12 protein-coding genes are annotated in these 11,090 nt (G+C 67.0%); 6 read left to right on the top strand and 6 right to left on the bottom strand.

The annotated features are described in order from the left end of the window. Positions 1-116: 116 nt before the first annotated feature. Positions 117-917, top strand: a complete 801-nt coding sequence (locus ACTXG5_RS26635) for a ParA family protein (protein WP_445161630.1) — start codon at positions 117-119, stop codon at positions 915-917. A gap of 26 nt (positions 918-943) precedes the next feature. Here ACTXG5_RS26635 and ACTXG5_RS26630 read toward each other — a convergent pair whose 3' ends face one another. Next, positions 944-2,155 (bottom strand): Rv3212 family protein, encoded by a 1,212-nt coding sequence (locus tag ACTXG5_RS26630; RefSeq protein WP_445161629.1) that lies wholly within the window; start codon positions 2,153-2,155, stop codon positions 944-946. Between the two features lie 12 nt (positions 2,156-2,167). Next, positions 2,168-3,685: a DEAD/DEAH box helicase gene (locus ACTXG5_RS26625; RefSeq protein WP_445161628.1), complete on the bottom strand. Its 1,518-nt coding sequence runs from the start codon at positions 3,683-3,685 to the stop codon at positions 2,168-2,170. 246 nt (positions 3,686-3,931) lie between these two features. Between ACTXG5_RS26625 and ACTXG5_RS26620 the strand changes: the two genes are divergently transcribed. Then, complete coding sequence (locus tag ACTXG5_RS26620; protein ID WP_445161627.1) at positions 3,932-4,627, top strand: ferritin-like fold-containing protein; 696 nt, start codon at positions 3,932-3,934, stop codon at positions 4,625-4,627. Positions 4,628-4,637: 10 nt separating this feature from the next. On the opposite strand, the gene ACTXG5_RS26615 is transcribed toward ACTXG5_RS26620, so the two are convergent. Beyond that, positions 4,638-5,414 carry an MmpS family transport accessory protein gene (locus tag ACTXG5_RS26615; RefSeq protein WP_445164609.1) on the bottom strand — a complete coding sequence of 259 codons (777 nt, stop codon included), beginning with the start codon at positions 5,412-5,414 and terminating at the stop codon, positions 4,638-4,640. A gap of 197 nt (positions 5,415-5,611) precedes the next feature. On the opposite strand from ACTXG5_RS26615, the gene ACTXG5_RS26610 reads away from it, so the two are divergent. Beyond that, positions 5,612-5,884, top strand: a complete 273-nt coding sequence (locus tag ACTXG5_RS26610; protein ID WP_445161626.1) for a DUF3107 domain-containing protein — start codon at positions 5,612-5,614, stop codon at positions 5,882-5,884. Here the strand turns inward: ACTXG5_RS26610 and ACTXG5_RS26605 are convergent. After that, positions 5,871-6,557 (bottom strand): TetR/AcrR family transcriptional regulator, encoded by a 687-nt coding sequence (locus tag ACTXG5_RS26605; protein ID WP_445161625.1) that lies wholly within the window; start codon positions 6,555-6,557, stop codon positions 5,871-5,873. The genes ACTXG5_RS26610 and ACTXG5_RS26605 overlap by 14 nt on opposite strands. A 198-nt stretch (positions 6,558-6,755) precedes the next feature. On the opposite strand from ACTXG5_RS26605, the gene ACTXG5_RS26600 reads away from it, so the two are divergent. The 3 genes from ACTXG5_RS26600 to ACTXG5_RS26590 all read left to right on the top strand — a co-directional run bounded on the left by ACTXG5_RS26600 (position 6,756) and on the right by ACTXG5_RS26590 (position 9,969). Next, complete coding sequence (locus tag ACTXG5_RS26600; RefSeq protein ID WP_445161624.1) at positions 6,756-7,781, top strand: DUF3152 domain-containing protein; 1,026 nt, start codon at positions 6,756-6,758, stop codon at positions 7,779-7,781. 71 nt (positions 7,782-7,852) lie between these two features. Then, positions 7,853-9,031, top strand: coding sequence for an adenylyltransferase/sulfurtransferase MoeZ (moeZ, locus tag ACTXG5_RS26595; protein ID WP_445161623.1), 1,179 nt, complete (start codon positions 7,853-7,855; stop codon positions 9,029-9,031). 83 nt (positions 9,032-9,114) lie between these two features. After that, on the top strand, positions 9,115-9,969 hold the full coding sequence (locus ACTXG5_RS26590) for a TIGR02569 family protein (protein WP_445161622.1): 855 nt from the start codon (positions 9,115-9,117) through the stop codon (positions 9,967-9,969). Here ACTXG5_RS26590 and ACTXG5_RS26585 read toward each other — a convergent pair. Both ACTXG5_RS26585 and ACTXG5_RS26580 read right to left on the bottom strand, forming a co-directional pair. Beyond that, positions 9,966-10,274, bottom strand: a complete 309-nt coding sequence (locus ACTXG5_RS26585) for an MGMT family protein (RefSeq protein ID WP_445161621.1) — start codon at positions 10,272-10,274, stop codon at positions 9,966-9,968. The two genes, ACTXG5_RS26590 and ACTXG5_RS26585, sit on opposite strands and share 4 nt — an antisense overlap. A gap of 2 nt (positions 10,275-10,276) precedes the next feature. Beyond that, a complete protein-coding gene (locus ACTXG5_RS26580) occupies positions 10,277-11,062 on the bottom strand; it encodes an alpha/beta fold hydrolase (RefSeq protein ID WP_445161620.1) in 786 nt (261 codons plus the stop codon). Positions 11,063-11,090 lie beyond the last annotated feature (28 nt).

Here is an 11,090-nt window from a genome sequence, read left to right as displayed (position 1 = left end):
CATGCCGTCCCCGAAGGGGGGAAGTCCTTAGCGCCCGGCCCCGAACGTGCCAGGATGGCAGGTGTGAGGCGCGCCGACGACGATGCAGAGCAAAGCGATGAGGAGGAGCGGCGCTGATGAGTGAGACGCGGGTACTGGCGGTGGCCAATCAGAAGGGCGGCGTTGCTAAGACGACGACGGTAGCTTCGCTGGGCGCGGCCATGGTGGACAAGGGTCGGCGGGTGCTGCTCGTCGATCTGGATCCGCAGGGTTGCCTGACGTTCTCACTTGGCCAAGATCCCGACAAGTTGCCGGTGTCCGTGCACGAGGTGCTGCTCGGTGATGTCGAGCCGAGCGCCGCGCTGGTCACGACGATGGAGGGAATGACGCTGCTGCCGGCCAACATTGACTTGGCGGGCGCCGAGGCGATGCTGTTGATGCGAGCGGGCCGCGAATATGCGCTCAAACGTGCGCTGGCCAAAGTCGCCGACCAATTCGACGTGATCATCATCGATTGCCCGCCGTCGCTGGGGGTGCTCACGCTCAACGGGCTGACGGCCGCCGACGAGGTGATCGTGCCGCTGCAGTGCGAGACGCTGGCACACCGCGGCGTCGGCCAATTCCTGCGCACTGTCGCCGACGTGCAGCAGATCACCAACCCGAATCTGCGGCTACTGGGCGCATTGCCGACGTTGTATGACTCTCGCACCACCCACACCCGCGATGTGCTGCTCGACGTCGCCGACCGCTACGACCTGCCGGTGCTCGCGCCGCCGATCCCACGCACCGTGCGCTTCGCCGAGGCCAGCGCATCGGGCTCGTCGGTCATGGCCGGGCGCAAAAACAAAGGCGCGGTGGCCTACGCCGACCTGGCGCAGGCGTTGATGAAGCACTGGAAATCCGGGAAACCGTTGCCGACGTTCGCGATCGACGCCTAACGGCGGCCTGCGTCGACGACGTGGGTCTAGCCCAGGGCCACCACGGTGTCGCCCCGCTGCTCGAACACCCTCGAGCCCGAAACGGCCGGGATCACCGCGTTGTTGTCCGGCGTCCGGCTCACCGGTATGTAGCGCTCGTTGGCTCCGGTCAGCGGGTCGTAGACACCGATCGCGCCGGTGACCGGGATGAGCAGCTTGCCCGCCATCATGGTGCCGGGACCCAACGGGGCCGTTTGCCCGCCCGCGGCAATGGTGTAGCGGAGGTTCAGGTTGCTCGCCTCGAAGACCAGCACGGAATCGCCGGTCCACCAGGTCACCAGGTTGCCCGCCTGGGATACCGCCGAGTTCGACGGCGCCTTGGGCAGCAGCGTGCTCGCCACCGTGGTGCCCATTTCATCGATCACGTCGACCCTGGGCTGCGGTAGCGGCAGATACACGGCCGTGTTGCTTTCCCAGACGGTCAGCACGCGGGCACCGGAGTTCACCCCGATCCCGTGCTCGGCGACGAGGTGTTGCTGAGGTTCGTCTTCTTCCTTGCCCGGGCGCAACAGGGCGAGTCGCAGGTCGGCCTGGTTCGCGCAGCTCTCCAGCACCGAAACCGCCAACGAGCTGGCCGCCGCCGAGGCCAGCTTGCATCCGGAATGCAAACCCCGCGACGACGGTTTCACCCGGGCGTCGGTCTCGCCGTAGCTGAGCATCCGGACCATGTCCGAGCGCCACAGTTCTAGGCGGGTGTCGCCGAGCGACAACACCGTCGTGCCGTCGGAGGAGAGGCGCACCTGCGGGTCGGCATAGCTACTGCGGGCGGCCCCCCGGCGGCCGGTGGACCCGTCGATGGTGCTGACCTGACCGCAACCGCGGTCGTCGTGGTAGACCGCGACGGCGTAGTGGTAGACCCAGGACAGGCCGCACAGGTCGCGGTCCCGGGCGTAGCTCCAGCGCGTCTGGCCGGTGCCGGGGTCGCGACCGTCCACCTCGCGGCCGTCGCCGGTGGTGACGGTCCCGCCCACAATCACGGGTGCCGTCGTGGCGGAGCTGGCGGCGGTCCACAGCTGCTTGAGGCTGGCCGGCACTTCCCGGGCCAGAGTCGGGTTGGGCGCCGCAGTCGCGGCGGGCCGGCTGATCGTGGCCCGGGCATCGCTGGTCCACCAGATCAGCGATGCGGTTGCGGCGACCACGACCGCGATCGCCGCGGCGGCCAACAGATCGCGCTTGGTCCGGCGTTCGGGTTTGACCATGCCTGGGAGTGGTCAGTTGGCGTGCGTGGTGGCTTCCGCCGGCTTGCGGCGACGACGGCGACGCCGGGGTGTCCCGGTGCCATTGCCATTGCTGGATGCCGAATCCGACGGTGTCTCCGTGGCGGCGTTGCCCTCGCTACCGGGGCCGCTCCCGTTGCCGCCCGGCTGCCCGCTCACGGGCTCGCCACCGCGGGTGCGGCGACGCTGGTTAGTCGAGCGGGTGCGCGCCGGCCTGTCCGATGTCGCGGTGCGCTCGGTGTCGCGGCGCTTGACCGGAGACTTCCGCGGCGCACCGACCATGCCGCTGGCCTCGCTCGGAATGCCCATCTCGGCGTACAGATGCGGCGAATTGGAGTAGGTCTCGACCGGATCGGGGGAGCCCAGGTTCAGCGCCTTGTTGATCGCCGTCCAGCGGGGCAGTTCGTCCCAGTCGACGAGGGTGACCGCGATACCGGTCTTACCGGCGCGACCGGTACGGCCGATGCGGTGGACGTAGGCCTGATCGTCCTCGGGTATCTGGTAGTTGAGGACGTGGGTGATGTCGTCGATGTCGATGCCGCGGGCGGCCACGTCGGTGGCCACCAGCACGTCGACATCACCGGCGCGGAACGCCTTGAGTGCCTTCTCCCGGGCGATCTGCCCGAGATCGCCGTGCACGGCGCCGACCTTGAAGCCTCGCTCGGCCAGCTCGTCGGCGACCTTCTGGGCGGTGCGCTTGGTGCGGGTGAAGATCATCGTCGCGCCGCGGCCCTCGGCCTGCAGAATCCGGCTGACCAGCTCGACCTTGTCCAAAGCGTGGGCGCGATAAACGAACTGTTCGGTGGTGTCGTGCGTGGCCGCCGAGTGCGGCGCCTCGGCGCGGATATGGGTGGGCTGGACCATGAAGGTGCGGGCCAGCGTGATGATGGGGTCCGGCATGGTCGCCGAGAACAGCATCGATTGCCGGTCGGCGGGGATCTGACGCAGGATGCGCTCGATGTCGGGCAAAAAGCCCAGGTCGAGCATCTCGTCGGCTTCGTCGAGGACCAGCACCGACAACCCGCCGATCTGGAGGTGGCCCTGCTGGCAGAGGTCGAGCAGCCGGCCCGGGGTGCCCACCACGACGTCGGCGCCGGTGCGCAGCGCGTCGATCTGAGGTTCGTAGGCCCGTCCGCCGTAGATGGAGACCACCGACAGCCGGCGGCCTTCCTCGGCGATCAAGTATTTGGCAGCGGCGGCCAAGTCATCGGTGACCTGCAGGCATAGCTCCCGGGTGGGGACCACCACGAGGGCCCGCGGGCTGCCGTTGAGCGCCCGTACCCCGACGCCGTCGGTGATGCGCTGCAGCAGCGGAACGCCGAAGGCCAAGGTTTTACCCATACCGGTGCGGGCTTGGCCGATGACGTCGTCGCCGGCCAGCGCCATCGGCAGGGTCAGTTCTTGGATAGCAAAGGCGTGCTCGATGCCCTTTTCGGTGAGAGCTCGAACGATTTCGTCGCGGACGCCGAGTTCGGCAAAGGTCGGTTCAATTTTGCTTGTCAATGCAGTCATGCGTGGGTGATGTACCTTTCGGTGACTTTTCGATTTGGTCGGTTTCTCTGTCGCGGTCACGCGCGCACGAGTTCCGACTCCAAGTCGCCGAGTCACCAGGCCCTGCTGAGATGGGGCGGGCCAGCTGTGCACGCACATTTCGCCGATAGGGGCGATAGAAAGAAATAAGCCACTATCTATCTGCATGATAGCTGGTCGACAGCTGACACCCATCTTCTTCCAGGTCCGCCGACTAGAGTGATGTCCATGACTTCGGCCTCCTCTGCCGACCAAGTAGACGATTCGCCTTCCCCAGGACTTACCGCGGATCATCCGGGCGTCAACGAACTGTTCGCGGTGCTCGCCTATGGCGAGGTGGCCGCGTTCTACCGGCTGACTGACGAGGCCCGTATGGCGCCTGACCTGCGGGGACGGATTTCGATGGCGAGCATTGCGGCCGCCGAGATGCAGCACTATGAGCTGCTGCATGACGCCCTGGAAAGCCGTGGTGTCGACGTGGTGTCGGCGATGTCGAAGTACGTGTCGGCGCTCGAGAATTACCACCGGTTGACGATGCCCAGCACGTGGCTGGAAGCGCTGGTGAAGACCTATATCGGCGACGCGCTGGCGGCCGACCTATACCTCGAGATTGCCGACGGGCTGCCCGACGAGATCGCCGACGTGGTGCGCGCGGCCCTCGCGGAAACCGGGCACTCGCAATTTGTCGTCGCCGAAGTGCGTGCCGCCGTGACCGCGAGTGGCAAACAACGCAGCCGGTTGGCGCTGTGGGCCCGCCGGCTATACGGCGAAGCGATCACCCAGGCGCAATACTTGCTGGCTGACCACGACGAGCTGGTCGATCTGGTGGTGTCCGGTCCCGGTGGCCTGGGTCAGCTCAGCGCGTTCTTTGAACGTCTGCAGCAAACGCACAGCCGGCGAATGCACGAACTGGGTCTGGGCTGACGTCCGCGGACTAACGCGTGCAGGTCGCCAGGTTCGAGTTGTTGTTCGACGCCACCTCGACTTGGCCCTGGGCGTTGACGATCGCGCAGTTGACGTGGCCCACGATGCTGGTCGCGACGACGGACTGGATTGTCACGCCCGGGTTCAGCACCACCGCCTTCGACCAGGGCAGCGCCACATTGAACTCAGTCTGGGGATAGCCATCGGCATCGGTGTAGACGACGGTCACCAGGTCCAGGAGCTGCTTCGTCCCGCTCACGCTGTAGAAGACGGTGCGCGGATTCAGTCCGGCCGTGGGCGGCACCAGGGCGGGAAGCGGCGCGGCAATGGGCGGTCCGGTCGGCGCCGCGCTCGGGGTTGTCACGGTGGTGACGGTCTCCGGCGGTAGCTGAGGCGCCCGCGAGGTGCTCGGCGCCGGACTGTGCGACGCGCTCGGCGGGCCGGAGGTCCGTGGTGCCGAGGTCATGGTCGTGGGAGCCGGTGCCCCCACGGTGGCCTTCGTCGACGCGCTGTCGCCGCTGTTGATGATCACGGCGGTCGCGACCGCTCCGATCGCCAGCACCGCGCCGAGCACTGCCACGGTCGGTCGCCATCCGCCGACCGGCCAGAAGAGTTCCTTGAACTCGTCCCACTCGTACTCGTTGTCCGCGGAGTCGTCTTCATCGCAGTCGTCATCGTCGTAGCCGTCGTACTCGGCTCCGTCGTACGTCTCGTCATCGGGGTAGTCATGGGCGAGGCCACGATCTAGGCCGGTGCGATCATCCAGCGTGTTTCTGATGATTCCGATGTTACTGATGTGAAAGCCGCCGAACGGGCGCCGTGCGCCATGTTGATCCAGCTGGGAGCCAATCGTTATCTGGCGTTAGGCGACGTTTCGCTTACCGCGAACTCCCGCCGGTCACCCTCTGCTCGGAGCTCACCGGTCGCGTCCACTAACCTGCTGCTGACACGCTTGCGAACGGAATATCAACGGAAGGGGCCATCGTGGAGGTCAAGGTCGGTATCACGGACAGTCCGCGCGAGCTGGTCTTCTCCAGTGCGCAGACGCCTGCGGAGGTCGAAGAGGCCGTGAGCGCCGCGGTGCGCGAAGGCTCGGGTCTGCTGAGCCTCAGCGACGACAAGGGCCGCCGCTTCCTGATCCACACCACCAACATCGCCTACATCGAGATCGGCGTCGCCGACACCCGTCGGGTCGGCTTCGGAATCGGGGCAGACGCCGGCGCGAAGCCCGGCGGCAAGACCGCTAAGAGCGAGTAAGCGGCACGTGTGACAGCCCGCCCCATGCGAACGCGACGGTGCCGTCGACGGCGTCCGACTTCGAGATGGGGCGGTCGGCGTCCAGCCAGTACCTTGCGCAGTCGACGCTGATGCCCACCAGTCCCACCGCGATCATCCGGGCGCGGTGCGGGTCCAGGCCGGAATCGGCGCTGATCAGCGCGAAGACCGCGTCGATGCACGATTCGGTGGCCGCCCGCACCTGGGCGGCGACCTCGGGCTCGGTCACGTAGTCGTTTTCGAAGATCAGCCGATAGCCCTGGCCATCGTGCTCGATGAAGTCGAAGAACGCCTGGATCGCGGCGCGCAACCGCTGCCGGTTATCGGTGGTGGTGCTCAGTGCGTTCTGCACGCCCGAGACCAGGTTCTCGACGTGGCGATCGAGCACCGCCAGATACAGTTCCAGCTTGCTGGAAAAGTGTTGATACAGAACGGGTTTGCTGACCCCCGCTCGGTCGGCGATCTCGTCCATGCCGGCCGCGTGGTAGCCGTGGTCGACAAAGACATCGCTGGCCACGATCAGCAATTGGCCGCGCCGCTCGTCGCGCGGCAATCGGTTGCCCCGCCGGCTCGAGGTCGCTATGCCGTCACTCGGCCGACCGCGCTCAGTCGATCTGACGGCACGCCGTGCCGCCGCCTTGGCGAGATCGCTCACTTGGTCCTCATTCGAATTGTGGCGGCTGACCAATGGATAACGACAGGCCGGCCGCGCGCCGCTCGTCGCACAGACATTACTACCCATGGTGTACCTGCGACCGGCATCGGCGCCCTCGGCGCTGGTTGAGCCGGTGTGGTGGGGTGCGCTCGGGCGCGCCAGGGACTCGCTGGGTCCCAGCTGTGCCATCCTGGGGCAATGACGTCGGAGCCACCCGTGCCCGGCACCGGTCGAGTGCCCGTGCTGCGTGACGAGTGGCGAGAACCGCTTCGGGCCCTGCGTGACCCGATCGCGCCGGGCGCCGGACGGGCCCGGGCCGACCGCGACCGTCCGCGCCAGTGGCGGAAACAAACGTGGCTGGGCCGCTTCATCTCCACCTATGGCTGGCGGGCCTATGCGCTGCCCGTTCTGGTGGCGCTGACCGCGGTGGTCATCTACCAGACGATGACCGGCGTCGGCGCGCCGACACCGACCGCGAGCAAGCCCATCCAGGGGCCGCCGGCCATCGGGGCGGTGGGCACGGCCATCCTCGACGCACCACCGCGCGGCCTGGCCACCTTCGACGCCAATCTGCCGGCCGGGACGTTGCCGGACGGCGGTCCGTTCACCGAAGCCGGCGACAAGACCTGGCAAGTCGTGCCCGGCACCACACCGCAGATCGGTCAGGGCACCGCCAAGGTTTTCCGGTACACCGTCGAGGTCGAGAACGGTCTGGATCCCGCGATGTTCGGCGGTGACGACGCATTTGCCACGATGATCGATCAGACGCTGGCCAACCCCAAGGGCTGGACGCACAACCCGCAATTCGCCTTCGTCAGGATCGACACCGGGAAACCCGACTTCCGGATTTCGCTGGTGTCTCCGGTGACGGTGCGCGAGGGGTGCGGCTACGAATTCCGGCTGGAGACCTCCTGCTACAACCCGGTGTACGGACCGGACCGGCAGGCGCGGGTGTTCGTCAACGAGGCGCGCTGGGTGCGCGGAGCAGTGCCCTTCGAAGGAGACGTCGGTTCGTACCGGCAGTACGTCATCAACCACGAGGTCGGCCACGCCATCGGCTATGTGCGTCACGAGCCGTGTGACAAGCAGGGCGGTTTGGCGCCGGTGATGATGCAGCAGACGTTCTCCACATCCAACGACGACGCCGCGAAGTTCGACCCCGAGTACGTCAAGGCCGACGGCAAGACCTGCCGCTTCAACCCCTGGCCGTATCCGATCGCCTAGCCGCGGAAGCAATGCCGGCGATCGAGGCGTTGACTGTAGTTGAGTCGCGAAGCTGACCGAGGAGATATTCGGTGTCCATATCGTTGCCGCCACTAGTTGAGCCCGCCGGCGAGCTGAGCCGCGACGAAGTGGCGCGCTACAGCCGCCACCTGATCATTCCCGACCTGGGCGTCGACGGGCAGAAGCGGCTGAAGAACGCGCGGGTGCTGGTGATCGGCGCCGGCGGACTCGGCGCACCGGCGTTGCTGTATCTGGCCGCGGCCGGCGTCGGGACGATTGGCATCATCGACTTCGACGTCGTCGACGAGTCGAACTTGCAGCGCCAGATCATCCATAGCGTGGCCGACGTCGGACGCTCCAAGGCGCAGTCGGCGCGCGACTCGATCCTGGCGATCAATCCCCTGGTCGAGGTGCGACTCCATGAGTTTCGGCTGGAGGCGAGCAACGCGGTCGGCCTGTTCGAGCAGTACGACCTGATCGTGGACGGCACCGACAACTTCGCCACCCGGTATCTGGTCAACGATGCCGCGGTGCTGGCCGGTAAGCCCTACGTGTGGGGGTCCATCTACCGCTTCGAAGGCCAGGTCTCGGTGTTCTGGGAGGACGCTCCCCACGGGCTTGGCCTGAACTACCGCGACCTCTACCCGGAGCCGCCACCACCCGGGTTGGTGCCGTCGTGCGCCGAGGGGGGCGTCCTGGGCATCATCTGCGCTTCCATCGCGTCGGTGATGGGCACCGAGACGATCAAGCTGATCACCGGTATCGGCGAATCGCTGCTCGGCCGGCTGATGATTTACGACGCGCTGGAGATGAGCTACCGCACGATCACGATCCGCAAGGACCCGTCCACGCCCAAGATCACCGAACTGATCGACTACGAGGAATTCTGCGGTGTGGTGTCGCAGGATGCGGTCGAGGCGGCCACCGGCTCGACCATCACACCGCGGGAGCTGCGCGCGCTGCTGGACTCGGGCAAGAAGCTGGCCTTGATCGACGTTCGTGAGCCCGTGGAGTGGGACATCAACCACATCGACGGCGCTCAGCTGATCCCGAATTCGTTGATCAGTTCCGGTGAGGGGCTGGCAAAGTTCCCGCACGACCGCAAAGCGGTGCTGTATTGCAAGACGGGCGTGCGCTCGGCCGAGGCGCTGGTCGCGGTGAAGAGCGCCGGTTTCTCCGATGCCGTCCACCTGCAGGGCGGAATCGTGGCGTGGGCTCAGCAGATGCAGCCCGACATGGTGATGTACTGACCAGCTCAGCCCTGCGCGGCTGGGGTTCCCCCACAGCGCGTCGTCGCGCCGACCCGCATCGTGGCCCGGCTAGGCTAACCCCCGTGAGTGTCGAACCACCGCCGGAGCACGTGCTTTCGGCGTTCGGTTTGGCCGGGGTTAAGCCCATCGCCTTGGGTGCCAGCTGGGAAGGCGGCTGGCGTTGCGGCGAAGTCGTTCTCTCGATCGTGGCCGACCACGCGCGCGCGGCCTGGTCTGCGCGGGTGCGCGAGACATTATTCGTCGACGGGGTGCGCCTGGCCCGGCCGGTCCGCTCGACCGACGGGCGCTACGTGGTCTCAGGGTGGCGAGCGGACACGTTTGTCGCCGGCACACCGGAGCCCAGGCACGACGAGGTCGTCTCGGCGGCGGTGCGACTGCACGAGGCCACCGGCAAACTGGAGCGCCCCCGATTTCTGACCCAGGGGCCGACCTCGCCATGGTCAGACATCGACGTGTTCATCGCCGCCGATCGCTCCGCGTGGGAAGAGCGGCCGCTGGCTTCGGTGCCGCCGGGCGCGCGCACCGCCCCGCCGCCGGCCGACGGCCAACGTTCGGTCGAGCTGATCAGCCAGCTCGCGACGTTACGCAAGCCGACCAAGAGCCCCAATCAGCTGGTGCACGGGGATCTTTACGGCACAGTGCTTTTCATCGGCACCGCCGCGCCGGGGATCACCGACATCACGCCGTACTGGCGGCCCGCGTCGTGGGCTGCCGGCGTGGTGGTCGTCGACGCGCTGTCGTGGGGTGAGGCCGACGACGGGCTTATCGAACGTTGGAACGCTCTGCCGGAATGGCCGCAGATGTTGTTGCGCGCGTTGATGTTTCGGCTGGCAGTTCATGCGTTGCATCCGCGGTCGACCGCCGAGGCCTTCCCGGGTCTGGCCCGCACGGCAGCTCTGATCCGGCTGGTGCTTTAACCGCCGGATGGAAACTCGTAGCGGACTTCGCTGAGCGAGATTCTGCCGTCGACGGAAAGAACTCCTTCGGCGCGCAGTAGTTCCAATTGCCGGGTCGTCAGATGCTGTGCCGGGCGCCCGGATGCGGTGATCACCCGGTGCCAGGGCAGGTCGGAGGAGTCGGTGCGCATGATCCATCCGACGATCCGCGGGCTGGAAAGCCCTGCAACAGCGGCAATGTCGCCGTAGGTGCAGACTCGGCCGGACGGGATGGCGGCCACCAGTGCGCGCACCTGCTCGACTTGTTCCTCGGTCACCGGCGCCACGGTCAGCAGACCTGGAACTGCGTGCGGATCAGCGCGGCCACCTCGCTCGGCTTTGCGCCGGGCACCATGTGGTTGCACTCGAAAGTCAGGCACTCGAAATCGGCTCCCAAGCGTTCCTGCAGCCCCGCGATGAGTTGGTCGCTGACGTAGGGCGGCGACGTGAAGGCCGCGCGCACCAAGGTGGTCGGCGTTCCCGCCGGCGGAAACACGGTCGGACGGGCCAACTCACTCCAGTAGGACATCATCGCCGGCACGCTGAACCGCCAGCCGTACCGTCCGCTTGGCAGCTTGACCAGATGCTCGTCGAGTTCGGCGTCGAGCACGGCGGGATCCACGTCTGCCCAAGAGCCCGCGGCCTTTTCCATGCGAGCTTCCGCGGGATCCGGGTAGTCGGGAGAGGAGAGCATTGCCTCGGCGATGTCGCGCATCCAGCCGCCGTCCAAACCGACCGCGGGGTCGAGCAGGAGCAGGGCCGTCACCAGGTCCGGCCGGGCCGCGGCCAGATTCATTGCCAGCGCCCCGCCGAACGAGTGGCCGACAACCAGGACCGGGGTCTCGGCCACCTCGTCGAGCAGCGCGCCCAGCGCCGTGACATTGGCCTCAATCGTCCACGGTGCGGCCCACGACGACTTGCCGTGGCCGAGCAGATCGGGGGCGGCGATGGTGATTTCGGGCAAATAATCGCCCAACTGTTGCCACCGTTGGCCATGGCCGGTCAGTCCGTGCAGGGCAAGCATTTGCACCGGGCCAGACGGACCGTAGCGGTGCACGTGAAGATCGGTGGTCACGCGTCGATGATGCCAGGCCCGGCGGCCG

The sequence above is a fragment of the Mycobacterium sp. Dal123C01 genome, assembly GCF_052566995.1.
This window is presented reverse-complemented; position numbering and strand designations above follow the sequence as displayed.